This window comes from Streptomyces sp. NPDC048001 (assembly GCF_043203115.1).
Classification (GTDB): domain Bacteria; phylum Actinomycetota; class Actinomycetes; order Streptomycetales; family Streptomycetaceae; genus Streptomyces; species Streptomyces sanyensis.
Genome location: NZ_JBIDBN010000009.1, coordinates 62,887 through 86,755 on the forward strand (window position 1 = coordinate 62,887; position 23,869 = coordinate 86,755).

24 protein-coding genes, 1 tRNA gene and 1 pseudogene are annotated in these 23,869 nt (G+C 71.8%); 12 read left to right on the plus strand and 14 right to left on the minus strand.

Going from position 1 to position 23,869, the window contains the following annotated elements; translation table 11 throughout:
- Positions 1–45: 45 nt before the first annotated feature.
- Entirely contained in the window at positions 46–261 is a 216-nt protein-coding gene (locus tag ACGF15_RS17960; protein ID WP_362609069.1) for a DUF397 domain-containing protein, read from the minus strand.
- A complete protein-coding gene (locus ACGF15_RS17965) occupies positions 258–1,088 on the minus strand; it encodes a helix-turn-helix transcriptional regulator (protein ID WP_362609071.1) in 831 nt (276 codons plus the stop codon). The genes ACGF15_RS17960 and ACGF15_RS17965 overlap by 4 nt, the downstream gene beginning before the upstream one ends.
- Before the next feature lie 491 nt (positions 1,089–1,579).
- Here ACGF15_RS17965 and ACGF15_RS17970 point away from each other — a divergent pair.
- The 3 genes from ACGF15_RS17970 to ACGF15_RS17980 all read left to right on the plus strand — a co-directional run bounded on the left by ACGF15_RS17970 (position 1,580) and on the right by ACGF15_RS17980 (position 3,078).
- Positions 1,580–1,673, plus strand: a tRNA-OTHER gene (locus tag ACGF15_RS17970).
- A gap of 81 nt (positions 1,674–1,754) precedes the next feature.
- Complete coding sequence (locus ACGF15_RS17975) at positions 1,755–1,886, plus strand: hypothetical protein (protein WP_360642183.1); 132 nt, start codon at positions 1,755–1,757, stop codon at positions 1,884–1,886.
- Between the two features lie 13 nt (positions 1,887–1,899).
- Positions 1,900–3,078: a methyltransferase domain-containing protein gene (locus ACGF15_RS17980; protein WP_392800036.1), complete on the plus strand. Its 1,179-nt coding sequence runs from the start codon at positions 1,900–1,902 to the stop codon at positions 3,076–3,078.
- 102 nt (positions 3,079–3,180) lie between these two features.
- Here the strand turns inward: ACGF15_RS17980 and ACGF15_RS17985 are convergent.
- From ACGF15_RS17985 to ACGF15_RS18030, 10 genes and pseudogenes are all read right to left on the minus strand, one after another.
- A pseudogene (locus ACGF15_RS17985) lies at positions 3,181–3,515 on the minus strand (VOC family protein); the annotation flags it as partial.
- A 74-nt stretch (positions 3,516–3,589) separates the two neighbouring features.
- The gene (locus ACGF15_RS17990) at positions 3,590–3,928 is read right to left on the minus strand and encodes a metal-sulfur cluster assembly factor (protein WP_345615724.1); all 339 of its coding nucleotides are present in this window, start codon (positions 3,926–3,928) and stop codon (positions 3,590–3,592) included.
- The gene (sufU, locus tag ACGF15_RS17995) at positions 3,925–4,410 is read right to left on the minus strand and encodes a Fe-S cluster assembly sulfur transfer protein SufU (RefSeq protein WP_345615725.1); all 486 of its coding nucleotides are present in this window, start codon (positions 4,408–4,410) and stop codon (positions 3,925–3,927) included. The genes ACGF15_RS17990 and sufU overlap by 4 nt, the downstream gene beginning before the upstream one ends.
- An 8-nt stretch (positions 4,411–4,418) precedes the next feature.
- Positions 4,419–5,687: a cysteine desulfurase gene (locus ACGF15_RS18000; protein ID WP_345615727.1), complete on the minus strand. Its 1,269-nt coding sequence runs from the start codon at positions 5,685–5,687 to the stop codon at positions 4,419–4,421.
- A 91-nt stretch (positions 5,688–5,778) separates the two neighbouring features.
- Positions 5,779–6,543 carry a Fe-S cluster assembly ATPase SufC gene (gene sufC / locus ACGF15_RS18005; protein ID WP_256526885.1) on the minus strand — a complete coding sequence of 255 codons (765 nt, stop codon included), beginning with the start codon at positions 6,541–6,543 and terminating at the stop codon, positions 5,779–5,781.
- 7 nt (positions 6,544–6,550) lie between these two features.
- Positions 6,551–6,868, minus strand: coding sequence for a bifunctional 3-phenylpropionate/cinnamic acid dioxygenase ferredoxin subunit (locus ACGF15_RS18010; RefSeq protein ID WP_256526884.1), 318 nt, complete (start codon positions 6,866–6,868; stop codon positions 6,551–6,553).
- The gene (sufD, locus tag ACGF15_RS18015; RefSeq protein WP_362609078.1) at positions 6,868–8,049 is read right to left on the minus strand and encodes a Fe-S cluster assembly protein SufD; all 1,182 of its coding nucleotides are present in this window, start codon (positions 8,047–8,049) and stop codon (positions 6,868–6,870) included. The genes ACGF15_RS18010 and sufD overlap by 1 nt, the downstream gene beginning before the upstream one ends.
- A gap of 66 nt (positions 8,050–8,115) precedes the next feature.
- Positions 8,116–9,537 (minus strand): Fe-S cluster assembly protein SufB, encoded by a 1,422-nt coding sequence (gene sufB / locus ACGF15_RS18020; RefSeq protein ID WP_256526882.1) that lies wholly within the window; start codon positions 9,535–9,537, stop codon positions 8,116–8,118.
- Positions 9,534–10,286 carry a helix-turn-helix transcriptional regulator gene (locus ACGF15_RS18025; protein WP_392800043.1) on the minus strand — a complete coding sequence of 251 codons (753 nt, stop codon included), beginning with the start codon at positions 10,284–10,286 and terminating at the stop codon, positions 9,534–9,536. Before ACGF15_RS18025 ends, sufB begins: the two co-directional genes overlap by 4 nt.
- 104 nt (positions 10,287–10,390) lie before the next feature.
- Positions 10,391–11,185 (minus strand): DUF72 domain-containing protein, encoded by a 795-nt coding sequence (locus ACGF15_RS18030; protein WP_392800046.1) that lies wholly within the window; start codon positions 11,183–11,185, stop codon positions 10,391–10,393.
- A 117-nt stretch (positions 11,186–11,302) separates the two neighbouring features.
- On the opposite strand from ACGF15_RS18030, the gene ACGF15_RS18035 reads away from it, so the two are divergent.
- Genes ACGF15_RS18035 through ACGF15_RS18050 form a run of 4 tightly spaced genes read left to right on the plus strand, consistent with a single transcriptional unit; the run spans position 11,303 to position 15,158 of the window.
- Entirely contained in the window at positions 11,303–12,229 is a 927-nt protein-coding gene (locus tag ACGF15_RS18035; protein ID WP_392800049.1) for an ABC transporter ATP-binding protein, read from the plus strand.
- Positions 12,226–12,993: an ABC transporter permease gene (locus tag ACGF15_RS18040; protein ID WP_345615731.1), complete on the plus strand. Its 768-nt coding sequence runs from the start codon at positions 12,226–12,228 to the stop codon at positions 12,991–12,993. Before ACGF15_RS18035 ends, ACGF15_RS18040 begins: the two co-directional genes overlap by 4 nt.
- 49 nt (positions 12,994–13,042) lie before the next feature.
- The gene (locus ACGF15_RS18045) at positions 13,043–14,161 is read left to right on the plus strand and encodes a hypothetical protein (protein WP_345615732.1); all 1,119 of its coding nucleotides are present in this window, start codon (positions 13,043–13,045) and stop codon (positions 14,159–14,161) included.
- A gap of 4 nt (positions 14,162–14,165) precedes the next feature.
- Entirely contained in the window at positions 14,166–15,158 is a 993-nt protein-coding gene (locus tag ACGF15_RS18050; RefSeq protein ID WP_392800053.1) for a heme A synthase, read from the plus strand.
- Positions 15,159–15,329: 171 nt separating this feature from the next.
- Here the strand turns inward: ACGF15_RS18050 and ACGF15_RS18055 are convergent, their stop codons facing one another.
- Complete coding sequence (locus ACGF15_RS18055) at positions 15,330–15,686, minus strand: hypothetical protein (RefSeq protein WP_256526876.1); 357 nt, start codon at positions 15,684–15,686, stop codon at positions 15,330–15,332.
- Between the two features lie 175 nt (positions 15,687–15,861).
- The gene (locus ACGF15_RS18060) at positions 15,862–16,815 is read right to left on the minus strand and encodes a heme o synthase (RefSeq protein ID WP_376427202.1); all 954 of its coding nucleotides are present in this window, start codon (positions 16,813–16,815) and stop codon (positions 15,862–15,864) included.
- Positions 16,816–17,167: 352 nt separating this feature from the next.
- Here ACGF15_RS18060 and tkt point away from each other — a divergent pair, with 352 nt between their 5' ends.
- Genes tkt through pgl form a run of 5 tightly spaced genes read left to right on the plus strand, consistent with a single transcriptional unit; the run spans position 17,168 to position 23,820 of the window.
- Positions 17,168–19,270 carry a transketolase gene (tkt, locus tag ACGF15_RS18065; protein WP_345615735.1) on the plus strand — a complete coding sequence of 701 codons (2,103 nt, stop codon included), beginning with the start codon at positions 17,168–17,170 and terminating at the stop codon, positions 19,268–19,270.
- 34 nt (positions 19,271–19,304) lie between these two features.
- Positions 19,305–20,423, plus strand: a complete 1,119-nt coding sequence (gene tal, locus ACGF15_RS18070; protein WP_345615736.1) for a transaldolase — start codon at positions 19,305–19,307, stop codon at positions 20,421–20,423.
- 6 nt (positions 20,424–20,429) lie between these two features.
- Positions 20,430–21,962 carry a glucose-6-phosphate dehydrogenase gene (gene zwf, locus ACGF15_RS18075; RefSeq protein ID WP_392800059.1) on the plus strand — a complete coding sequence of 511 codons (1,533 nt, stop codon included), beginning with the start codon at positions 20,430–20,432 and terminating at the stop codon, positions 21,960–21,962.
- Positions 21,959–23,041 carry a glucose-6-phosphate dehydrogenase assembly protein OpcA gene (gene opcA / locus ACGF15_RS18080; RefSeq protein WP_345614738.1) on the plus strand — a complete coding sequence of 361 codons (1,083 nt, stop codon included), beginning with the start codon at positions 21,959–21,961 and terminating at the stop codon, positions 23,039–23,041. The genes zwf and opcA overlap by 4 nt, the downstream gene beginning before the upstream one ends.
- Positions 23,038–23,820 carry a 6-phosphogluconolactonase gene (pgl, locus tag ACGF15_RS18085; RefSeq protein ID WP_345614737.1) on the plus strand — a complete coding sequence of 261 codons (783 nt, stop codon included), beginning with the start codon at positions 23,038–23,040 and terminating at the stop codon, positions 23,818–23,820. Before opcA ends, pgl begins: the two co-directional genes overlap by 4 nt.
- Positions 23,821–23,869: the final 49 nt, after the last annotated feature.

Consider the following 23,869-nt stretch of genomic DNA (forward strand, 5'->3'; position numbering starts at 1 on the left):
GCCCCGGGAGTGGGTGACGGGGATTCCGGTCCGGCGGGGTGGGTGCTACAGCTCGGCGTGCTTGGCGATCTCCACCAGTTGAGCGAAGGTCCCGTGCGTCAGGGTCAGCTGGGGGCCGTTCGGGTTCTTGCTGTCGCGGACCCGGACTGCACCGGTGGTCGTCGCCTGGTCGAGGGCCCACTCGATGCACTGGCCCCCGTCGCCACCGCTGTATGTGCTCTTGACCCACCGAGCAGGGCGGGGGCTGTGGGCGTTGCTCATCTCGCGTGATCCTCCATGATCTTGCGAATCCGGGCCAGCGACTCATGTTCGGAGAGTGCCGTCATGCGTAGACGATCGAACGTGCCGACCGCAGTAGCCACCACGCTAGCCGTGTCGTCCACCTGCCCACCATGGGTGGGCGTTTCGGTGTAGACCGCGTGGGGCTTGCCGGTGGACGAGAGCAGCGTGAACGGCAGGTGGGCGGGAGCCGCACCCGCCGAGTAGGGCAGAACCTGAACCGTTACGTGGGGTGATTCCATCTGCGACACGAGGCCTTCGAGCTGAGCGAGCATGACGGACCGGCCGCCCACTTCGGCATGTAGGACAGCTTCGTGCACGATCACCCACAGGAGCGGTGGTTCCTCCCGCTCCATCACCTCTCGGCGCATGAGCCGAGCCTCAACGCGGCTCTTGATCTGGTCAGCGGACTCGCGCGGGTGCGCGGCGCGGAACACGGCTGCCGCGTAGTCCGGTGTCTGCAACAGCCCCATGAGGAAGGTGCAGGAGTAGTCCGTGACGCCGCTCGCCGACTCCTCGAGCGTGATGTACGGAACGAACCACGAAGGATGCCCTGCCTTGCTCAGTCTGGCTCGCAGCCGGGTGTACACCCCTGGCGTACCGGCTACGCGGTCCATGGCCGCTGTGAACGCTGCCGATGCCAGCACCACGCCGTTCTCCACCTTGCTGACCTGCGCCTGCTGGTAGTGCAGCTCTGCCGCGAACTGCCCTTGCGACATGCCCAGCGACTCGCGTAGCGCCTGGACCTCCTGGCCGAAGTAGGCGGCAGCGTTGGCAGGCCCGTTCGCTTGCTCGACACCTTCGCTCATACATTCAACTCCCCGGCATTCCGCCCCGGTTGGAATGGCTCCGCCCCTGTTGAGCCTACGCCTGAGCGGCCACGCTGTGAGTAGGTTCGTTACAGACAGCGGCACGGCGAAAGGGCGTGGCGACGATGGCTCAACCCGTTCTCCCGCAGTGACACGCGCCGTTGCGGCCAGGGGCCGCCCGTCCGGCTTCACGCGTCCCTCGGACCTGCGCCCCGGAATGCTCGGGTTCCACCTGGACGACGAGATGCCGGGCGTGATGGCCGAACGGGACGGGCACGCTGTGTGGCTTGCCGCTCGACCGGCCGAAGTGGGATGCCTACCGGAACCGGCTGCGTCCGGCCGCCGACCGCGAACGGGACCGGCTCCGGACCCCGGCCCGACCGTATGAGGACCGATTCAGAGAGATGCACCGGTAGACCCCCGTCCCCGCGCCGGACGCCTTGTTCCGGTTTCCCACCGCCGGAGGGATCCCGACACGGGGACGGGCACCACGCCTTGTAGCTCAGTCAGGAAGAGCCCGCGCGCGGAAGCTCGTCACATCACCGTGAGCGCGCGGAGGCCCCGGTTCGAGTCCGGGCAAGGGGACGACCCGCCCCGCTGTCTGCGCGACGGTCGGCAGTCAGGGCGGGTGCAGGTACACAGGCCGACGAGACAAGGGAGTACGTCATGACACTGCCCGTACTGACCAACGGTGGCGGTAGCGGGGGCGACGGCTTGCCGGGGGAGCCCTACCCCGGCCCGCACCAGCCGCCCACCCCGGACGGCGGACCCGGCGTACCCAACCCGCCGAAGAAGTAGGGTCACGAACATCGTGACAGCCGACGCACACCAGGACCGCCCCGGCCGCACCGAGCTGGGGCGCGTCCTCATGACAGGTGGTCTCCTCTCCGCGGACTGGGCACCTGCGTACGCAAGCGTCCCCCGCTCCGCCTTCCTGCCGAATCTCATCTGGCCGTTCGACATGGCATCCGGGCGCAGCGTGCCCGTGTCCCACAGCGATGACCCGCAGGAGTGGCAGGGCTACGCGGATGCTGACGTGCCGATCGTGACGCAGTGGGACGACGGCGCGCACCAGGGCAGCGAACCGGGGCAGATGCCCACGTCGTCCGCCTCCATGCCGAGTGTGGTGTTCCGCATGTTGCGGGACCTGGACGTTCCCCCTGGTGGCCGCGTGCTGGAGGTCGGCACGGGTACCGGCTGGAACGCCGCCCTTCTGGCGCGCAGGCTCGGCGCTGAGAACGTCGTGACCATCGAGGTGGATCGAGCGGTTGCAGACGCCGCACGCGCCGCCCTGGTGCGGTTCGGCACGCCCGTTCGCGTCGTCCACGGTGACGGCTTCACCGGCTGCGCCGACGCCGCGCCGTATGACCGGATCATCGCCACGTGCGGACTACGGACCATCCCGCACGCGTGGGTGGCCCAGTGTCGGCCGCGAGGGGTGATCGTTGTCCCGTGGGGAACCCATTGGGGCAACGGTGACGCCGTGGCCCGGCTGGTGGTCGCCGGGGACGGCAGCAGCGCGTCAGGTGCGTTCACGGGGCCTGTGGAGTTCATGAAGCTACGGGCTCAGCGTCTCGCCCCGCTGGTTCACCAGGAGTACGTGGACGGCGGCGTGGGAGACCGTGACAAGTCGTCCACCACGGTCACGGAGGGCGCGTTCCTTGGAGCGGATCGGTTCAGTCCCCAAAGGTTCGCGGTCGGGCTGCGTGTGCGCGACTGCGCACATGTGGTGGCCGAAAGGCGCGAGGGCGCACGGCCCGTGTGGCTGTACAGCCTCAGTGACAGGTCATGGGCGTGCGTGATGTTCCGTGACTCGGGTACGGCGTCGGTCTGGCAGTCCGGGACCCGCCGTCTGTGGGACGAAGCAGAGGCGGCCTATGAGTGGTGGCGGGACAAGGGCGAGCCCGGCCATGAGCGGTTCGGGCTCACCGTGACGGCGGAAGGGCACACCGCCTGGCTGGACGACCCAGCCGACCACTGGCCCGTCTGAGGCCCCCGCAACCGCCCAGCTCGCGCGTTGCCGGCACGTGGGCGGGGCGTTCGTTCCACGCCCTGACCAGTACGTCCCGGAGAACCGCTGGTCCGGCGTGTTGGGATCGGCGAGGACCACCCGAGGGGCGCTCCGCAGCTGTCCGACGTCGATGCGGCGGGCGCCCAGGCCGAGGAGGCGGGCCACCTCGGCCTCCTGGTCGCCGGGTCAGGTCCAGGTGGAGCCGGTTCTTCCCCGTCTTCCGCTCGGGGACGGGCAGGAAGACCGGGCCGGGCAACACATCGGGGCCCGAGCCGATGACGACCTCGTCGGCGTCCGAACACTGTCCGCCGGTCCAGCGGCCGGCACGAGAAGTCGGCAGGCCGGGCGGGGTCGCGGCAGTCCACGGCGATCCGGTCAGGCGAAAGGGCCGCGCCCGCCGGTGTACCGGCGGGCACGGCCCTGTCCGCAGCGACCCGGCGAGCCCGGCCCCGGCAGGTCCGCCCGGAGCCGGGTGTCGCGGGGACGCCGGTCAGACGTTGAAGCCGAGGGCGCGCAGCTGCTCGCGCCCGTCGTCCGTGATCTTCTCCGGGCCCCACGGCGGCATCCAGACCCAGTTGATCTTCAACTCGTTCACGATGCCGTCCGTGGCCGACTTGGCCTGGTCCTCGATGACGTCGGTCAGCGGGCAGGCCGCGGATGTCAGCGTCATGTCCAGGGTGGCGACGTTGGAGTCGTCGATGTGGATGCCGTAGATCAGGCCCAGGTTGACCACGTCGATGCCCAGTTCGGGGTCGACGACGTCGTACAGCGCCTCGCGGACCTCCTCCTCGGAGGCCGGCTTCAGGGCCGTGGTCTCGTTCTCGCTCATGCCGTCTTCCTCTCGGCGTCGGCGGGCTCGGCGTCGGCTGCCTCGCCCAGGGCCTGGGCGGTGGCGTCCTTCCAGGCCATCCAGCTCAGCAGGGCGCACTTCACCCGGGCCGGGTACTTGGAGACGCCGGCGAAGGCCACGGCGTCCTCCAGCACCTCCTCCATGGCGTCGTCGGGCTCGATGCGCCCCTTGGACTGCATCAGCTCCAGGAAGGTGTCCTGGATCCGACGCGCCTCGGCCAGCTCCTTGCCGACCAGCAGGTCGTTGAGGACGGAGGCACTGGCCTGGCTGATGGAGCAGCCCTGCCCCTCGTACGAGACGTCGGCGACGCGCGAGCCCTCGTACCTCACCCGGAGGGTGATCTCGTCACCGCAGGTCGGATTGGTGTGGTGCACCTCGGCGTCACCGTCACGCAAGCCCCGCCCGTGGGGGTTCTTGTAGTGGTCCAGGATGACGTCCTGGTACATGGAATCCAGCTTCACATCGTCCCCTAGCCGAAGAAGTTCCGGACGTGCTCCAGGCCGTCGACGAGGGCGTCGACCTCAGCCGGCGTGGAGTACAGATAGAAGGACGCCCGCGTGGTCGCGGGAATTCCGTACCGCAGGCAGACGGGGCGCGCGCAGTGGTGTCCCACGCGCACCGCGATGCCCTGCTCGTCGAGGACCTGGCCCACGTCGTGCGGGTGGATGTCGCCGAGCGTGAAGGAGATCGCGGCGCCGCGGTCCTCGGCCGTCGAGGGGCCGATGATCCGCAGGTCGGGGACCTCCAGCAGCCTGCGCACGGCGTACTCGGTGATCGCGTGCTCGTGCTGCGCGATCCGCTCCATGCCGATCGAGGCCAGGTAGTCCACGGCCGCGCCCAGCCCGACGGCCTGTGCGATCGGGGGCGTACCCGCCTCGAACTTGTGCGGGGCGGGGGCGTACGTCGAGGAGTGCATCGAGACGGTCTCGATCATCTCGCCGCCGCCGAGGAAGGGGGGCAGGTCCTCCAGCAGCTCCTGCCGCCCCCAGAGCACCCCGATGCCCGTGGGGCCGCACATCTTGTGGCCGGTGAAGGCCACGAAGTCGGCTCCGAGCTCCTGGACGTCCAGCACCATGTGGGGCGCCGCCTGGGAGGCGTCGACGCACACCAGCGCGCCGACGTCCTGGGCGCGGCGCACGATCGCCTCGACCGGGTTGATCGTGCCCATGATGTTGGAGACCAGGGTGAAGGAGACGATCTTCGTCTTCTCCGTGATGGTCTCCTCGATCGTGGACAGGTCGAGGCGGCCGTCGTCGGTGAGCCCGAACCACTTCAGCTTCGCGCCGGTGCGCTGCGAGAGCAGCTGCCAGGGCACGATGTTGGAGTGGTGCTCCATCTCCGTGATGACGACCTCGGTGTCGTGGTCGACCCGGTAGGGCTCGTCCGCCCAGCCGAGCATGTTGGCCACGAGGTTGAGCGACTCGGAGGCGTTCTTGGTGAAGATCACCTCGTCGCGGCTGGGGGCGTTGACGAAGGCCGCGACCTTGTCGCGGGCGCCCTCGTACAGCGCCGTGGCTTCCTCGGCGAGCACGTGCACGCCGCGGTGGACGTTGGCGTTGTGCCGCTCGTAGTAGCCGGTCAGGGCGTCGAGGACCTGGCGCGGCTTCTGGGAGGTCGCCGCGTTGTCCAGGTAGACGAGCCGCTTGCCGTCGTGGAGCACCCGGTCGAGGACCGGGAAGTCCTTGCGGATCGCCTCGGTGTCCAGAAGTCCGCTGAGACCCTGGTGGGACTGCGTCACGCCACTGCTCCCCTCTCGCTGTTCTCTCCGCCCGCGGGACGCGCCGGGGCCGCGCAGGCCGTGTGACGGCCGGCCGCCGTGCGCGCGTCGCTCACAGGGATACGCCGCCCTTCGTGTACGCCTCGTAGCCCTCGGCCTCCAGCTTGTCGGCGAGCTCGGGGCCACCGGACTCGGCGATGCGCCCGTCGGCGAACACATGCACGTGGTCGGGCTTGATGTAGCGCAGGATGCGCGTGTAGTGGGTGATCAGCAGGGTGCCGACCTCACCGGACTCGCGCACGCGGTTGACGCCCTCGGAGACGATGCGCAGGGCGTCCACGTCGAGACCGGAGTCGGTCTCGTCGAGAACGGCGATCTTCGGCTTGAGGAGCTCCAGCTGGAGGATCTCGTGGCGCTTCTTCTCACCGCCGGAGAAGCCCTCGTTGACGTTGCGCTCGGCGAAGGAGGGGTCCATGGAGAGCCGGGCCATGGCCTCCTTGACCTCCTTGACCCAGGTGCGCAGCTTGGGGGCCTCGCCGCGGATCGCGGTGGCGGAGGTGCGCAGGAAGTTGGAGACGGAGACGCCGGGCACCTCGACCGGGTACTGCATGGCGAGGAAGACGCCGGCGCGGGCGCGCTCGTCGACGCTCATCTCCAGGACGTCCTCGCCGTCCAGCGTGACGGTGCCGCCGGTGACCGTGTACTTGGGGTGGCCTGCGAGGGAGTACGCGAGGGTCGACTTGCCCGAGCCGTTGGGGCCCATGATGGCGTGGGTCTCGCCCTGCTTCACGGTCAGGTCGACGCCCTTGAGGATCTCCCGGGAAGCGTTGTCGGCTTCGACGGAGACGTGCAGGTCGCGGATTTCAAGCGTTGCCATGGGTGACTCAGGACTCCTGGGTGACGGAGACGAGCACATCGTCCCCTTCGATCTGTACGGGGTAAACGGGGACGGGGCGCGTCGCGGGAAGACCGGACGGCTTGCCGGTGCGGAGGTCGAAGCTGGAGCCGTGCAGCCAGCACTCGATGGCGCAGTCCTCGACCTCGCCCTCGGAGAGGGAGACGTTCGCGTGCGAGCAGATGTCGTTGATCGCGAACACCTCGCCCTCGGTGCGCACCAGTGACACCGGCGTGCCGTCGAGTTCCACCCGCTTCGGGGTGTCCTCCTCCAGCTCGCTCAGCGCGCAGGCTCGGACGAAGGCCATCAGACGGACGCCTCCAGCTCGGCCTCGATCTTGGCGATGAGGCGCTCCTCGACGTCGGCCAGGCCGATCTGCTGGACGAGCTCGGCGAAGAAGCCGCGGACGACCAGCCTGCGCGCCTCGGACTCGGGGATGCCGCGGGCCATCAGGTAGAACAGCTGCTCGTCGTCGAAGCGGCCGGTGGCGGAGGCGTGCCCGGCTCCGGCGATCTCGCCGGTCTCGATCTCCAGGTTGGGCACGGAGTCCACGCGCGCACCGTCGGTGAGGACGAGGTTGCGGTTCATCTCGTAGGTGTCGGTGCCCTCGGCGGCCGCCTGGATGAGCACGTCGCCGATCCACACCGCGTGGGCGTCGTCGCCCTGGAGGGCGCCCTTGTAGACCGCGTTGGAGGTGCAGTGCGGGGTGTTGTGGTCGACCAGCAGGCGGTGCTCCTGGTGCTGGCCGCGGTCGGTGAAGTAGAGCCCGAAGAGCTCGGCCGCGCCGCCGGTGCCGGCGTAGGCCACCCGCGGGTGCAGGCGGACCACGTCGCCGCCGAAGGTGACGACCACGGACTTGAAGGAGGCGTCGCGGCCGATCAGGGCGTTGTGCTGCCCGACGTGGACGGCCGTGTCGTCCCAGTCCTGGACGGAGACGACGGTGAGCTTGGCGCCGTCGCCCAGGACGTAGTCGGTGTTGGCGGCGAGCACCGCGTCGCCGGTGTGGTCGATCACGACGACCGCCTCGGCGAAGGCGCCGAGCTCGACGACCTGGTGGCCGTAGGCGGTACCGCCCTCGCCGTGGACGGCGATGCGGATCGGCTCGGTGAGCACCGTCTCCTTGGGCACGGTGACGACCGAGGCCTGCTCGAAGGAGGAGTACGCCTGGGCCGCGACGCGGTCGACGGGGGTGCCGGCCCGGCCGAGCCGGGCGTCGTCGCGGCCGACCGTCTCCACGGTGACGCCGGCGGGCGCCTCGACGGCGACCTTGACGCCCGAGCCGGTTGCGGTGGCGGTGCCGTCGTGCAGCCCGCGCAGCCGCTCCAGCGGGGTGAAGCGCCATTCCTCCTCGCGGCCGTGGGGGACGGGGAAGTCCGCCACGTCGAAGGACGGGGGGGCGCTCATGCGGGTGGCGACGGTCGACTCGGCGGCCACCGCGATGGAGCCGGCGGTGGTGGATCCCACCGGGATGTTCTGGGCCTCAGCCATGGCTGTCGTGTTGCTCTCTTCCTGCGTACCTGCGTGAGAAGTCGATCGCTGCGGGGCGGGGCGGCGTCAGCCGACCGAGCCCTCCATCTGCAGCTCGATCAGCCGGTTCAGCTCCAGCGCGTACTCCATGGGGAGCTCCTTGGCGATCGGCTCGACGAAGCCGCGCACGATCATGGCCATCGCCTCGTCCTCGCTCAGGCCGCGGCTCATCAGGTAGAAGAGCTGGTCCTCGGAGACCTTGGAGACGGTCGCCTCGTGGCCCATGGAGACGTCGTCCTCGCGGACGTCGACGTAGGGGTAGGTGTCGGAGCGGGAGACCGTGTCCACGAGCAGCGCGTCGCAGAGCACGTTGGACTTGGCGCCGGGGGCGCCCTCGCCGATCTCGATCAGGCCGCGGTAGGAGGTGCGGCCGCCGCCCCGCGCCACCGACTTGGAGACGATGTTGGAGGAGGTGTTGGGGGCCATGTGGACCATCTTGGCGCCCGCGTCCTGGTGCTGGCCCTCGCCCGCGAAGGCGATGGACAGGGTCTCGCCCTTGGCGTGCTCGCCCATCAGGTAGACGGCCGGGTACTTCATGGTCACCTTGGAGCCGATGTTGCCGTCGACCCACTCCATGGTGGCGCCCTCGTAGGCGACGGCGCGCTTGGTGACCAGGTTGTAGACGTTGTTCGACCAGTTCTGGATGGTCGTGTAGCGGCAGCGGCCGCCCTTCTTGACGATGATCTCGACCACGGCGCTGTGCAGCGAGTCCGAGGAGTAGATCGGCGCGGTGCAGCCCTCGACGTAGTGGACGTAGGCGTCCTCGTCGACGATGATCAGCGTCCGCTCGAACTGGCCCATGTTCTCCGTGTTGATGCGGAAGTAGGCCTGGAGCGGGATGTCCACGTGGACGCCCTTGGGCACGTAGATGAACGAGCCGCCGGACCACACGGCGGTGTTCAGCGAGGCGAACTTGTTGTCGCCGACCGGGATGACGGTGCCGAAGTACTCCTGGAAGAGCTCCGGGTGCTCCTTCAGCGCGGTGTCGGTGTCGAGGAAGATGACGCCCTGCGCCTCCAGGTCCTCGCGGATCTGGTGGTAGACGACCTCGGACTCGTACTGGGCGGCGACGCCGGCGACCAGGCGCTGCTTCTCCGCCTCCGGGATGCCGAGCTTGTCGTAGGTGTTCTTGATGTCCTCGGGCAGGTCCTCCCAGGAGGCGGCCTGCTGCTCGGTGGAGCGGACGAAGTACTTGATGTTGTCGAAGTCGATGCCGGAGAGGTCGGAGCCCCAGCTCGGCATGGGCTTCTTGTCGAACAGCCGCAGGCCCTTCAGGCGCAGCTTCAGCATCCACTCCGGCTCGTTCTTCTTCGCGGAGATGTCGCGGACGACCTCCTCGGAGAGACCGCGCTTGGCCGCGGCGCCGGCCTCGTCGGAGTCGGCCCAGCCGAATTCGTACGTACCCAGGCCCTCGAGTTCGGGGTGGGCAGTCTCCGTGGGGAGAGTCATGCGGGGTTCCTCCCGGCCTTGCTGGCAGATGCTGGTGTGGTGGTGGACGCGGTGCCGCCCGGGGGTGACCCGCGCGGGATGAAGGTGGTGCACACGCCGTCGCCGTGGGCGATGGTGGCGAGCCGCTGCACATGGGTGCCGAGGAGGCGGGAGAAGAACTCCGTCTCCGCCTCGCACAGCTGCGGGTACTTCTCCGCGGCGTGGGCGACCGGGCAGTGGTGCTGGCAGAGCTGCTCGCCGACCGGCGCGCTGCGGGCCGTAGCAGCGTACCCGTCGGCGCTCAGCGCCCGGGCCAGCGCCTCGGCCCGCCCCTCGGGAGCCGCGGCCTCGACGGCCGCGCGGTAGTTCTCGCCCTGGGACTCGATCCGGTCGCGGGCGAAGGCGGCGACGGCGGCCTCGCCTGCCGCGCCTCCCCCGGCCGACCGCTCGATCCAGCCGAGGGCGTCGACCGCGAGGGTGTCGTAGGACTGGTCGAAGGCGTCCCGGCCGGAGTCGGTCAGGGCGAAGACCTTCGCGGGGCGGCCCCGGGTGCGGGCGCCGTAGACGCGCTGCTCGCGCGGCTCGACGACGTTCTCCGAGGCCAGTGCGTCGAGGTGGCGCCGGACCGCGGCCTGGGTGAGGCCGAGGCGCCCGGCGAGGTCGGCCACGGTGGACGGCCCGTGGTCCAGGATGGAACGCGCGACGCGGTTGCGCGTGGAGCGCTCACCGGTCGCGTGGTCCGTCTGGAGAGACTCGCCGACGTTTTTCACAACGCCATTGTTGCGTAATTCCTCGGAGCGTGACAAGCCGCGTCCCGATCACCGCGCGGTGCCGTGCATCACTTAGGCATACCTAAGCTGACCTGCGGGAACGATCACCCGGCACCGTCCGGCGAGGCGTCCCGCCGGGCCCCGTCCCCGTCCGCCGACGGCACCCGCAGGCCCCGCGCGCGGGCCCGGTGCGCGAAGGCGCGGGCGTCGAGGACGGCCGCGCCGCCGGTGTCGTTGTCGAAGTAGGCGTAGACGTCACCACCCGGTCCGAAGGCGTCCGCGAGGCGGCCCGCCCAGGAGTCCAGCGCCCCGGGCCCGTAGCGCGGCCATGGCGCGGCCCGGCCCTCGTGGAGCCGCAGATACCCCCATTCGGCCGTCCGCCACAGCGGCGAGACCGGCCGCGACCCGCGGTCGGCCCAGCACAGGGCCGCACCGTGCGCGGCGAGGACTCCGCGGACCTCCGCCGTCCACCACGAGGGGTGCCGCGGCTCCACGGCCACCCGCACGCCGGCGGGGAAGCAGCCGAGCACCGCGTCGAGCGCGGCCGGGTCGCCGCGGAGCGTCGGCGGCAGCTGGAGCAGCACCGGCCCCAGCCGCCCGCCCAGCCCGCGCGCCCGCTCCATCAGCCGTGCCACCGGCTCCTCGGGGTCGCGCAGCCGCCGGACGTGCGTCAGGAAGCGGCTCGCCTTCACCGCCATGACGAAGCCGGGAGGCGTGCGCTCCCGCCATCCGGCGAAGGTGGCCTCCTCGGGGAGCCGGTAGAAGACGTTGTTGTTCTCCACGGTGCGGAAGCTGCGGGCGTACACCTCAAGCCACCGCCGCCGGGGTACGCCCTCGTCGTACAGGACGCCCCGCCAGTCGTCGTACTGCCACCCGGAGGTGCCGAGGAGGACGGGCACCCCGCCCGGGTTCCCCCGCCGCCCCCGACCATGCGCGCTCGCCGGGGGCGGCCCGCCAGTGCGCGGCGGCGGGGCCCGGCGGCGGGGTCCGGGCGCGGGCTCCTTAGACTTCCGGGCATGAGCAACGAGCCCGCCGTGCGCGTCAGGGGCCTGGTGGCGCGCTACGGCGACAAGACCGCCGTGGACGGCCTGGACCTGGACGTGCCCGCGGGCTCGGTGACGGCCGTACTGGGCCCCAACGGGGCGGGCAAGACCACCGTGGTCGAGACCTGCGAGGGCTACCGGCGCCCCGACGCGGGCACCGTGCGCGTCCTGGGCCTGGACCCCGTGGCGGACACGGCGCGGCTCCGCCCGCGCGTGGGCGTGATGCTCCAGTCCGGCGGGGTCTACCCGGGGGCGCGGGCCGGGGAGATGCTCGCCCACACGGCGCGGCTCCACGCCCATCCGCTGGACGTGGACTTCCTGGTCGAGCTGCTGGGCCTCGGCTCCTGCGGCCGGACACCCTACCGCAGGCTCTCCGGCGGCCAGCAGCAGCGGCTGTCCCTGGCCATGGCCGTGGTCGGCCGCCCCGAGCTGGTCTTCCTCGACGAGCCGACCGCCGGCCTCGACCCGCAGGCCCGGCGCGCCACCTGGGAGCTGGTGCGCCGACTGCGCGCCGACGGTGTGACCACCGTGCTGACCACCCACTTCATGGACGAGGCGGAGCAGCTCGCGGACCGGGTCGCCATCCTGGACGCCGGGCGGGTGATCGCCGGGGGCACCGTGCAGGAGCTGTGCCGCGGCGGGGCGGAGGACAGCCTCCGCTTCACCGGGCGCCCCGGACTCGACCTCGGCTCGCTGCTGAAGGCGCTGCCGGACGGCACGGCCGCCTCGGAGCCGGTCCCCGGGACCTACCGCGTCAGCGGCGATGTGGGGCCCGAGCTGCTGGCCACGGTGGCCTCCTGGTGCGCCCAGAACGGTGTGATGCCCGACGGCATCGCCGTCGAGCGGCACACCCTGGAGGACGTCTTCCTCGAACTGACCGGCAGGGAGCTGCGCGGATGAGCACCGGTACCTTCGCCCCCCGACCGGGCGCGGCGCCGATCGGGCGCATGATCGCCGCCCAGGCCGCCCTGGAGACGCGGATGCTGCTGCGCAACGGCGAGCAGCTGCTGCTGACGGTGGTCATCCCCTCCCTGCTGCTGGTGCTGTTCTCCACCGTCGACGTCGTCGACACCGGCGCGGGGGAGCCCGTCGACTTCCTGGCCCCCGGCGTGCTGGCGCTCGCGGTGATGTCGACGGCCTTCACGGGGCAGGCGATCGCCACCGGCTTCGAGCGCCGGTACGGGGTCCTCAAGCGGCTCGGGGCCTCGCCGCTGCCCCGCTGGGCGCTGATGTGCGCCAAGACGCTGTCCGTACTGGTGACGGAGGTGCTCCAGGTCGCCCTTCTGGCCCTGATCGCCTTCGGGCTCGGCTGGTCCCCCCGGGGCGGCCCGCTCCCCGTCCTGCTGCTGCTGGTGGCCGGCACCGCGGCCTTCTCGGGGCTGGGTCTGCTGATGGCCGGCACGCTGCGGGCGGAGGCCACGCTCGCCGCCGCCAACCTGGTCTTCCTGCTGCTCCTGGTGGGCGGCGGGGTGATCGTGCCGCTGGACCGGTTCCCCGGCACCGCCGCCTCCGTGCTGTCCCTGCTGCCGATCGCCGCGCTCTCGGAGGGGCTGCGGGACGTCCTCCAGCACGGCTCCGGCGTCCCCTGGGGCGACCTGGGGGTGCTGGCGGTGTGGGCCGTCCTCGGACTGGGCGCGGCCGCCCGGCTCTTCCGCTGGGAGTGACCCGGCGCCAGGATGCTCCCCTCGGGACCGGCACGAGGTGGAGGTCTGGATGGAACGGTGCGCAGCGCTGCGGCTCGACGAGGAGTGGGCGAGGATCCGGACCGGCAGACCCGGATCGGCACCCGGCGAGCGCGAGCGGATACTGACCGAACTGATCGCCGCCCTCGCCCCGCACGCGGTGGACGACCCCGCGCTCACCACCACCCTCGGACTGCGCTACGGCGACCTGGCCCGGCACCACTTCGACGTCGGCGGACGGGTCGACGCGCTGGCGGCCGCGGCCCATGCCGTCCGGTGCTGCGCCGCCGGGGCGCGGCACGATGCGCGATCGGCCCGGGCCCATGCGCGGGCCCTCGTCGACCAGGCCGTCTACCTCGCCGAACCGCTCAGCGACGAGCTGGGCCTGCCGCGCTACGCCTTCCATCCGCAGGGGGAGCGGCCGCCGGCCGAGGACCTGCTGGCGGGGGCGGCGGCGGTGGAGTCCACGCGCCGCGCGATCGCGGTCTGGGAGGGGCTCGACCAGGAGGATCCACGCAACCGGGAGGGGCTCGCCCAGGCGTACGCCTTCCTGGGCGACCGGCTGGAGGAGCTCGGCCGCCCGGTGGACGCGGCCGAGTGGGCGGTACGGGCGGAGCGCGCGTTCCGCGCGGTGCGTCCGGACGCGGGGCCGGGCGAGCGGGCGCGCACGGCGGTGCTGGAGCACCTCGGCGACCAGCTGGAGCGCCGGCTGCGCAGGTGCCCGTTCGCGGAGGGCCTGACCCGCTTGCGCGGGCGCGGGCTGCTGCCGGAGCGGCTGCTCGGGCTGGCGGTGGTGGCCGGGCGCATCGAGGGGATGGAGCCGGAGGCCATCGCCTCGGGCCTCGGCCTGGAGCGGGCGGAGGTGCGGCGCATCCTGAGGTCGCACTCGTGGCGGGCCGTCTGGCGCTTCGACGTGTGCGCGGACGGCGGGACGTGGACGCCGCTGGCGCACCCGTGGCGGGGGATGGACGCGGTGACCGACCGGACCGCCGCCGCGGTGGCCGCCGAGCTGGCGGACGCCTTCCGCAGCTCGGGGGTGCTTCCCCCGGAGCCCGTCCGGTGGCGCTTCGCGCTGTGGTGGGACGAGGAGGACCACCTGGACGGATCACGTGTCCGGATGACGTATCCACCCGGACCGGACCCCTCGTGAACGCATGCACAAGCCCCCGCCTACGATAGGGCCCGTGCAGACCCCCCTCGCCTACATCGCCCAGCGCTGGACCCCGTCCCCCCGGACCCTGCGCCGTGCCGCGCTCTCCGCTCTCGTGATGAGCGTGGTCATCATCGTGACGGGCGGTGCCGTCCGCCTGACCGGGTCCGGACTCGGCTGCGACACCTGGCCCAAGTGCACCGACGACAGCCTCTTCGCCACCCCGGAGCAGGGTCTGCACGGTGCGATCGAGTTCGGCAACCGGATGCTGACCTACGTCCTGTCGGCGGCCGTGGGCTGGACGATCGTCGCCGCGCGCTGCGTCGCACCGCGGCGCAGGGGGCTGTCCCGGCTGGCGTGGTCGCAGTTCTGGATCGTGATGGGCAACGCCGTGCTGGGCGGGATCACCGTCTGGGCGGGCCTGAACCCGTGGACGGTGGCGGGGCACTTCCTGCTGGCCACCGGCCTGCTGACGGTGACGACGCTCACCTGGGTGCGGGCCGGGGAGGGCGACGCCGCGCCGAGGCCCCGGGTGCCGCGGCCGGTGCGGAGGCTGTCCTGGGCGATCGTCGGGGTCTCCGCCCTGCTGATCGCGCTGGGGACCTCGGTCACCGGCTCGGGCAAGCACGCGGGGGACAGCAGCGACGTGCCGCGGATGCCCTGGGACTGGACCGCCGCCGCGCATGTGCACGCGATCGCCGCCTGGGTGGTCTGCGGGCTGGCCGTGGCCATGTGGCTGGCGGCCAGGGTGGTCGACGCGCCCGACGACGTCCGGGCCCGGGCGCGGGACCTGCTGCTGGTGGTCGCGGCGCAGGGCGTGATCGGCTATGTGCAGTACTTCACGGGCGTCCCCGAGCTGCTGGTCGGGGTGCACATGCTGGGGTCCGCGGTGATGTGGGTCGCGGTGGTCCGCCTGGCCCTGAGCCTCCGGGAGCGCCAGGTCGTGCCCGCGGCCTCCGCGCCCGCCCCGTCCGGCGAGGTGCTCTCCCCCGCCTGAGCCCCACCGGACACGCCTGCGGAACCGGGCCCCGACACCGTCGGGGCCCGGTTCCGCACGTGCGGGCCGTGGCAGTTCCGGTCGACCGGCGCACCGGGGGGCGGCACCGGTCGGGTGCCCGCAGGGGCGGGGTCCCCGGTCCCCTCGGGGCGGCCCGGTGCGGGGTTCCGCTCAGCCGGCCGAGGGCCCGCCGACCTGGATGCCCGCCATCCGGGTCCACTCGTAGGGGCCGGTGCGGACCTTCCCGGCGAACTCGCCGTCGAAGTGCTCGTGGAGCGTGATGCCCGACTTCTCGGCGGCGCCGACGGCGATCGCATGGGTGGGGGCGACCAGGTCTCCCCAGGCGCCGTCCTCGCCGACGAGCACGATCCTCGTACCCGTCTGGCCGATGTACGCGAGCTGGCCCTCGGCGCCCCCGTGGGCGTCGGCGAAGGAGCGGATCTGCTTGGCGAGCCTGGCCGCCTTGCGCGCGGCCCGCGCGTCCCGCCCGGAGTCCTGTGCGTTCTCGTCAACCTGGGTTTCTGCCATGGCCTGGATGCTACCGGCGGGTAGATCGCTTGGCGACGCCGGGGCGGCGTGGCGTGCCCCACGGCCGCGTCCGCTCCGCTGCCCCGCCCGACGGGGGCGGGGCAGCGGAGCGGACGCGGCCGGGCGGAGCCGGACCGGGAAGGGCCTCAGCGCAGGAACGGGAAGGGCTAGGGCCTCAGCGCAGGAAGGGGTCCACGGCGACGGCGACGAAGAGCAGCGACACATAGGTGATGGACCAGTGGAACAGGCGCATCTCCTTGAGCTTGGCGCCCGTCGCCCCCTCCTTGGCCCGGTTCTGCAGGCCGTGCGCCTCCCAGAGCCACCAGCCGCCCGCGGCCAGCGCCACGGCCGTGTAGAACCAGCCGGTGTAGCCGAGCGGGGTGAGCAGCAGCGACACCGCCACCATGACCCAGCTGTAGAGGACGATCTGGCGGGCGACGGCCGTGTTGCCCGCGACCACGGGGAGCATCGGGACGCCGACCCTGGCGTAGTCCTCCCGGACCTTCATCGACAGGGGCCAGTAGTGCGGCGGCGTCCAGAAGAAGATGACCAGGAACAGGATGACCGCGGCCCAGGACATCGAGTCGGTGACCGAGGACCAGCCGATGAGGACCGGCATGCACCCGGCGATGCCGCCCCAGACGATGTTCTGCGCGGTGCGGCGCTTGAGGATCATCGTGTAGACGACGACGTAGAACAGGAGGGCGCCGAGCGCCAGCGCCGCGGACAGCCAGTTGACCAGGAGGCCGAACCACACGGTGGAGACCACGGCCAGGACGAGGCCGAAGACCAGTCCCTCGCGCGGCGAGACCATGCCGGTGACCAGGGGGCGCTGCGCCGTCCGGTCCATCAGGGCGTCGATGTCCCGGTCGATGTACATGTTGAGCGCGTTGGCGCCGCCCGCGGAGAGGTAGCCGCCGAAGCAGGTGGCGAACACCAGCCAGAGGTCGGGCACGCCCTGCTCCGCCAGGAACATCACCGGGACGGTGGTGATGAGCAGCAGCTCGATGATCCTGGGCTTGGTCAGCGCCACGAATGCCTTGACGCGGGCCCCGAACGGTCGATGGCCCCCCGGGCCGGTGGCCAAGACGACCCCTGCGGGTCGGGACTCGACGGCCGTCACGCACACCCCTGACAGAGAAATCCCAGCAAGCTCCGCGAGCGGGTGCCCCGCCCGAACGCCTGCGAACGGTGACGGGGAGCGACAACCCGGTGGACGCTTGCGCGTACCACACCACTCTAGACGTTGCCCGGACGCCGATCTTCGCGGGGGTGTCCTCGTGTTGAGCCCCCCGGCCGCGCCGTCCGTATACGCACCCGAGAGGCGAACGGCGCGCCGGGCACGCACTCTGGCAGAAGCGCGGCCGACAGGTAAGACGCTTGTACGAGGGGACCCCGATTGCTGCAAAGGTAGGCTCGACAGCGCCCGGTAACACCCCTCGTCGCCGGGATCGACATGCGGAGAGGAGCCCTGACCCAGGGTGAGCATCAAGCCGACCACCACAGATCTCGAGTGGACCGCAGTGGACGAGCGGGCAGTGGACACGGTCCGTGTTCTGGCCATGGATTCCGTACAGAAGGTCGGCAACGGCCATCCGGGTACGGCCATGAGCCTGGCTCCGGCCGCCTACACCCTCTTCCAGAAGGTGATGCGGCACGACCCGGCGGACGCCGACTGGACCGGCCGCGACCGCTTCGTGCTGTCCGCGGGCCATTCCTCCCTGACCCTCTACATCCAGCTCTACCTGGCCGGCTTCGGCCTGGAGCTGGACGACCTCAAGGCCTTCCGCACCTGGGGCAGCAAGACCCCCGGACACCCGGAGTACGGCCACACCACCGGCGTCGAGACGACCACGGGCCCCCTCGGGCAGGGCGTCGCCAACGCGGTGGGCATGGCCATGGCCGCCCGCTACGAGCGCGGCCTGTTCGACCCCGAGGCCGCCCCGGGCACCTCGCCCTTCGACCACTTCGTGTACGCGGTCGCGGGCGACGGCTGCCTCCAGGAGGGCATCTCGGCCGAGGCGTCCTCGCTCGCGGGGCACCAGCAGCTCGGCAACCTGATCATGCTGTGGGACGACAACCACATCTCGATCGAGGGCGACACCGAGACCGCCATCTCCGAAGACACCATGAAGCGCTACGAGGCCTACGGCTGGCACGTGCAGCGCGTGGAGCCGAAGGAGAACGGCGACCTGGACCCGGCCGCCCTCCACGCCGCGATCGAGGCGGCCAGGGCCGAGACCCGGCGCCCGTCGTTCATCGCGATGCGCTCCATCATCGCGTGGCCCGCCCCGCACGCCCAGAACACCGAGGCCGCCCACGGCTCGGCGCTGGGCGAGGAGGAGGTCGCGGCCACCAAGCGCGTCATGGGCTTCGACCCGGAGCAGCACTTCGAGGTCTCCGACGAGGTCCTCGCGCACACCCGCGGGGCCCTGGACCGCGGCCGCGAGGTCCGCGCCGAGTGGGAGAAGGCGTACGCCGCCTGGCGCACGGCCAACCCGCAGCGCGCCGCCGAGTTCGACCGCATCCGCGCGGGCGAGCTGCCGACGGGCTGGGAGGAGAAGCTCCCGGAGTTCGAGACCGGCAAGGGCGTGGCCACCCGCGCCGCCTCCGGCAAGATCCTCCAGGCGCTCGGCGCCGTGGTGCCCGAGCTCTGGGGCGGCTCCGCCGACCTGGCCGGCTCGAACAACACGACGATCGACAAGACCTCGTCGTTCCTGCCCGCGGACAACCCGCTGCCCGAGGCCGACCCGTACGGCCGCACGGTGCACTTCGGCATCCGCGAGCACGCGATGGCCGCCGTGATGAACGGCATCGCGCTCCACGGCAACACCCGCATCTACGGCGGCACCTTCCTGGTGTTCTCCGACTACATGCGCAACGCCGTGCGCCTGTCGGCCCTGATGCACCTGCCGGTCACCTACGTGTGGACGCACGACTCGATCGGGTTGGGCGAGGACGGCCCGACCCACCAGCCCGTGGAGCACCTGGCCTCGCTGCGGGCCATCCCCGGCCTGAACGTGGTGCGCCCGGCGGACGCCAACGAGACCGCCGTCGCCTGGCGCGAGATCCTGCGCCGGTACACCAAGGAGTTCGGCGTGGGCGCCCCGCACGGCCTGGCGCTGACCCGCCAGGGCGTGCCGACCTACGAGCGAAACGAGGACGCGGCCAAGGGCGGCTACGTGCTCTTCGAGGCCGAGGGCTCCGACGGCGCGGCCGCCGCGCCGCAGGTCGTGCTCATCGGCACGGGCTCCGAGGTCCAGCTCGCCGTCGCGGCGCGCGAGCAGCTCCAGGCCGAGGGCGTCCCCACCCGCGTGGTGTCGATGCCGTCGGTGGAGTGGTTCGAGGAGCAGGAGCAGGGGTACCGGGACGCCGTGCTCCCGCCGTCGGTGAAGGCGCGGGTGGCGGTGGAGGCCGGCATCGGCCTGACCTGGCACCGCTACGTGGGCGACGCGGGCCGGATCGTCTCGCTGGAGCACTTCGGCGCCTCGGCGGACGGCAAGGTCCTCTTCCGCGAGTTCGGCTTCACGCCCGAGGCGGTCGCCGCCGCCGCGCGCGACTCCGTCGCCGCCGCCGCGCGCTGACGCCCGTACAAGACGACTAGGAGATGCAACTCTCATGACAGACGCACTCAAGCGCCTCTCCGACGAGGGCGTGGCGATCTGGCTGGACGACCTGTCCCGCACCCGGATCACCTCCGGCAACCTCGCCGAGCTGATCGACCAGCAGCACGTCGTCGGTGTCACCACCAACCCGTCGATCTTCCAGAAGGCGATCTCGGACGGCCACGGCTACGACCCGCAGCTGGAGGACCTCGCCGCCCGCCGGGTGACCGTCGAGGAGGCGGTCCGGATGATCACCACGGCGGACGTCCGCGACGCCGCCGACATCCTGCGCCCGGTGTTCGAGCGGACGCAGGGTCAGGACGGCCGGGTCTCCATCGAGGTCGACCCCCGGCTGGCGCACAACACGCGGGCGACGATCGCCGAGGCCAAGCAGCTCGCCTGGCTGGTCGACCGCCCCAACACGCTGATCAAGATCCCCGCGACCAAGGCGGGCCTGCCGGCGATCACCGAGGTCATCGGCCTCGGCATCAGCGTCAACGTCACGCTGATCTTCTCGCTGGAGCGCTACCGCGAGGTGATGGACGCCTACCTGGCCGGCCTGGAGAAGGCCAGGGAGCGCGGCCTGGACCTGTCGAAGATCCACTCGGTGGCGTCCTTCTTCGTCTCCCGTGTGGACACCGAGATCGACAAGCGGCTCGACGCCCTCGGCACCCCCGAGGCCGCCGCCGTCCGCGGCAAGGCCGCCCTGGCCAACGCGCGTCTGGCCTACGAGGCCTACGAGGAGGTCTTCGGCGGCGAGCGCTGGGCCGCCCTGGACCGGGCGCAGGCCAACAGGCAGCGCCCGCTGTGGGCGTCCACGGGCGTCAAGGACAAGGCGTACAAGGACACCCTGTACGTCGACGAGCTGGTCGCTCCCGGCACGGTCAACACCATGCCGGAGGCCACCCTCGACGCCACGGCCGACCACGGCGCGATCACCGGCGACACGATCCGCGGCACGTACGAGCAGTCCCGCGCCGACCTCGACGCCGTGAAGGCCCTGGGCATCTCCTACGACGACGTCGTCCAGCTGCTGGAGGACGAGGGCGTGGAGAAGTTCGAGACCTCGTGGAACGAACTGCTCGCCTCGACCGAGGCGGAGCTCAAGCGTCTCGCTCCCTCGGAGGGCTGACCTACCTTGTCCAGTGTTGACGGAGCCAACCCGCTCCGTGATGCTGCCGACCGACGGCTCCCGCGGATCGCGGGGCCGTCGGGCCTGGTCATCTTCGGCGTCACGGGCGACCTGTCCCGTAAGAAGCTGATGCCCGCGGTCTACGACCTCGCCAACCGGGGTCTGCTGCCGCCGGGCTTCTCCCTGGTCGGCTTCGCCCGCCGCGAGTGGCAGGACGAGGACTTCGCCCAGGAGGTCCACGACGCGGTCAAGGAGCACGCGCGCACCCCCTTCCGCGAGGAGGTCTGGCACCAGCTCATCCAGGGGATGCGCTTCGTGCAGGGCACCTTCGACGACGACGCCGCCTTCGAGCAGCTGAAGTCCACCATCGAGGAACTCGACAAGGCGCAGGGCACCGGCGGCAACTTCGCCTTCTACCTGTCGGTGCCGCCGAAGTTCTTCCCCAAGGTCGTCCGGCAGCTCAAGAAGCACGGGCTGGCCGACCAGAAGGAGGGCTCCTGGCGCCGCGCGGTCATCGAGAAGCCCTTCGGGCACAACCTGGAGACCGCCAAGGAGCTCAACCAGGTCGTGCACGAGGTCTTCCCCTCGGACGAGGTCTTCCGGATCGACCACTACCTCGGCAAGGAGACCGTCCAGAACATCCTGGCGCTGCGCTTCGCCAACACCCTCTTCGAGCCGATCTGGAACCGGTCCTACGTCGACCATGTGCAGATCACGATGGCCGAGGACATCGGCATCGGCGGCCGGGCGGGCTACTACGACGGCATCGGCGCGGCCCGGGACGTCATCCAGAACCACCTGCTCCAGCTCCTCGCCCTCACCGCGATGGAGGAGCCCGCCTCCTTCGACGCCGACGCACTGGCCGCGGAGAAGACCAAGGTGCTCGGAGCCGTGAAGCTCCCCCGGGACCTGGCGGCGAGCACCGTGCGGGCCCAGTACACCGCCGGGTGGCAGGGCGGGGAGAAGGCCGTCGGCTACCTCCAGGAGGAGGGCATCGACCCCCGGTCGACGACCGACACCTATGCCGCGGTCAAACTGGAGATCGACAACCGCCGGTGGGCCGGAGTCCCGTTCTACCTGCGCACCGGCAAGCGCCTCGGGCGCCGGGTGACGGAGATCGCGGTCGTCTTCCAGCGCGCCCCGCACTCGCCGTTCGACTCCACCGCGACCGAGGAACTGGGCCAGAACGCCCTGGTCATCCGCGTCCAGCCGGACGAGGGCGTCACCCTGCGCTTCGGCTCCAAGGTGCCGGGCACCTCCATGGAGGTACGGGACGTGTCGATGGACTTCGCCTACGGCGAGTCCTTCACCGAGTCCAGCCCGGAGGCCTACGAACGCCTCATCCTGGACGTCCTGCTCGGCGACTCCAACCTCTTCCCGCGCACCGAGGAGGTCGAGCAGTCCTGGAAGATCCTCGACCCCGTCGAGGAGTTCTGGGAGCGGAGCGGCAAGCCCGCGGAGTACCCCTCGGGGACCTGGGGGCCGGTGGAGGCCGACGAGATGCTCGCACGCGACGGACGGAGCTGGCGCAGGCCATGAAGATCGACCTCACGGACACCACCGCCGGAAAGATCAACAAAGCGCTGGTACGGGGGCGCCGGGCGATCGGCACCCCGGCCGTCGGCATGGTCCTCACCCTCGTCATCGTCACCGACGAGGAGAACGCCTACGACGCGCTGAAGGCCGCGGGCGACGCCTCCCGCGAGCACCCCTCGCGCACCCTGGTGGTCATCAAGCGCGTCTCCCGCTCGCCACGCGACCGGGCGAACACCCGGCTGGACGCCGAGGTGAGGGTCGGCGCCGACGCCGGCACCGGTGAGACGGTCGTCCTCAGGCTGTACGGCGAGGTCGTGGACCACGCGCAGTCCGTGGTCCTGCCCCTGCTGCTGCCGGACGCCCCCGTGGTGGTCTGGTGGCCGGTCAACGCCCCGGCGGACCCGGCCTCCGACCCGCTGGGCGCCCTGGCCCAGCGGCGGGTGACCGACACCTACTCCGCCGAGGAGCCGGTGCGCGAACTCGCATCCCGGGCGGGGGCCTACACCCCGGGCGACACCGACCTCGCCTGGACCCGCATCACGCCCTGGCGCTCGATGCTGGCCGCGGCGCTCGACCAGGTGGTCTGCGAGGTCACCTCGGTGGAGGTGGCGGGCGAGGAGTTCAACCCGAGCGTCGAGCTGCTGGCCATGTGGCTGGCCGACCGGCTGGACGTCCCGGTCCGCCGGTCGCTCTCCCCCGGGCCGGGACTCACCTCGGTGCGCCTGGAGTCCAGCTGCGGGCCGATCGTGCTCGACCGCGCGGACGGCTCGCTGGCCACGCTGTCCATCGAGGGCCAGCCGGACCGAGCGGTGGCGCTCAAGCGCCGGGAGACCTCGGAGCTGATCGCGGAGGAGCTGCGCCGGCTGGACCCGGACGACACCTACGCCTCGGCGCTCCGCTACGGCGTGGGCCGGCTGGGCGACCCGGCGGGCTCGCCTCCGGCCGGGGCCGCGGCACGGGAGGCGGAGGGCTCCGGCCCGGAGTCCGGCTCCCAGTCCAAGGAAGCGGACGGAACGGTACTGCGCAGGAAGCCCGGCGCCCGGCGCCACTCCGGCCGGTCCGGGAAGGCGGCAGCCTCGTGAGCGCCCCCAGGCTCGTCGTGCACCGCGACAAGGAACTGATGGCCCAGGCCGCGGCCGCGCGGCTGATCACGGCGATCGCCGATGCGCAGGCCGCCCGCGGCAAGGCCTCGGTGGTCCTCACCGGTGGACGCAACGGCAACGGCCTGCTGGCGGCGATGGCCTCGGCACCGGCGCGGGACGCGGTCGACTGGTCCCGGCTCGACCTGTGGTGGGGCGACGAGCGCTTCCTGCCCGAGGGCGACCCGGAGCGGAACGCCACCCAGGCCCGCGAGGCCCTGCTCGACGGTGTGCCGCTCGACCCCGCCCGGGTCCACGCGATGCCGGCCTCCGACGGGCCCCACGGTGCGGACGCCGATGCCGCGGCCGGGGCCTACGCGGCCGAGCTGGCGGCAGCGGCGGGCCCCGGTGGGTCGGCGGCGGTGCCCGCCTTCGACGTGCTGCTGCTGGGCGTCGGCCCGGACACCCACGTCGCCTCGCTCTTCCCCGGCCTGGCAGGCGTGCGGGAGAGGGAGCGGACCGTCGTGGGCGTCCACGGGTCCCCGAAGCCTCCGCCCACGCGTGTCTCGCTGACGCTCCCGGCCGTCCGCGCGGCGCGCGAGGTGTGGCTGCTGGCGGCGGGAGAGGACAAGGCCGAGGCGGTGTGGACGGTGCTCTCGGGCGCCGACGAGGTCGACGCCCCGGCGGCGGGGGCACGGGGCACGGAGCGCACGCTCTGGCTGCTCGACGAGGCGGCGGCCGCCCGCCTGCCCGCGGACCTGCTGCCGTCGCACCCGGCCTGACGCGCCGTCGGCCCCGCCCGTACCGACGGGCGGGGCCGCGTGCGTCCGG

What these genes read in the sequence shown, in the direction of transcription:
- ACGF15_RS17960 (WP_362609069.1), bottom strand. Translation starts at nt 261, where the DNA reads ATGAGCAACGCCCACAGCCCCCGCCCTGCTCGGTGGGTCAAGAGCACA.
- ACGF15_RS17965 (WP_362609071.1), bottom strand. Translation starts at nt 1,088, where the DNA reads ATGAGCGAAGGTGTCGAGCAAGCGAACGGGCCTGCCAACGCTGCCGCC.
- ACGF15_RS17975 (WP_360642183.1), top strand. Translation starts at nt 1,755, where the DNA reads ATGACACTGCCCGTACTGACCAACGGTGGCGGTAGCGGGGGCGACGGC.
- ACGF15_RS17990 (WP_345615724.1), bottom strand. Translation starts at nt 3,928, where the DNA reads ATGAGCGAGAACGAGACCACGGCCCTGAAGCCGGCCTCCGAGGAGGAG.
- sufC (WP_256526885.1), bottom strand. Translation starts at nt 6,543, where the DNA reads ATGGCAACGCTTGAAATCCGCGACCTGCACGTCTCCGTCGAAGCCGAC.
- ACGF15_RS18010 (WP_256526884.1), bottom strand. Translation starts at nt 6,868, where the DNA reads ATGGCCTTCGTCCGAGCCTGCGCGCTGAGCGAGCTGGAGGAGGACACC.
- sufD (WP_362609078.1), bottom strand. Translation starts at nt 8,049, where the DNA reads ATGGCTGAGGCCCAGAACATCCCGGTGGGATCCACCACCGCCGGCTCC.
- sufB (WP_256526882.1), bottom strand. Translation starts at nt 9,537, where the DNA reads ATGACTCTCCCCACGGAGACTGCCCACCCCGAACTCGAGGGCCTGGGT.
- ACGF15_RS18035 (WP_392800049.1), top strand. Translation starts at nt 11,303, where the DNA reads ATGAGCAACGAGCCCGCCGTGCGCGTCAGGGGCCTGGTGGCGCGCTAC.
- ACGF15_RS18040 (WP_345615731.1), top strand. Translation starts at nt 12,226, where the DNA reads ATGAGCACCGGTACCTTCGCCCCCCGACCGGGCGCGGCGCCGATCGGG.
- ACGF15_RS18045 (WP_345615732.1), top strand. Translation starts at nt 13,043, where the DNA reads ATGGAACGGTGCGCAGCGCTGCGGCTCGACGAGGAGTGGGCGAGGATC.
- ACGF15_RS18050 (WP_392800053.1), top strand. Translation starts at nt 14,166, where the DNA reads ATGCACAAGCCCCCGCCTACGATAGGGCCCGTGCAGACCCCCCTCGCC.
- ACGF15_RS18055 (WP_256526876.1), bottom strand. Translation starts at nt 15,686, where the DNA reads ATGGCAGAAACCCAGGTTGACGAGAACGCACAGGACTCCGGGCGGGAC.
- tal (WP_345615736.1), top strand. Translation starts at nt 19,305, where the DNA reads ATGACAGACGCACTCAAGCGCCTCTCCGACGAGGGCGTGGCGATCTGG.
- opcA (WP_345614738.1), top strand. Translation starts at nt 21,959, where the DNA reads ATGAAGATCGACCTCACGGACACCACCGCCGGAAAGATCAACAAAGCG.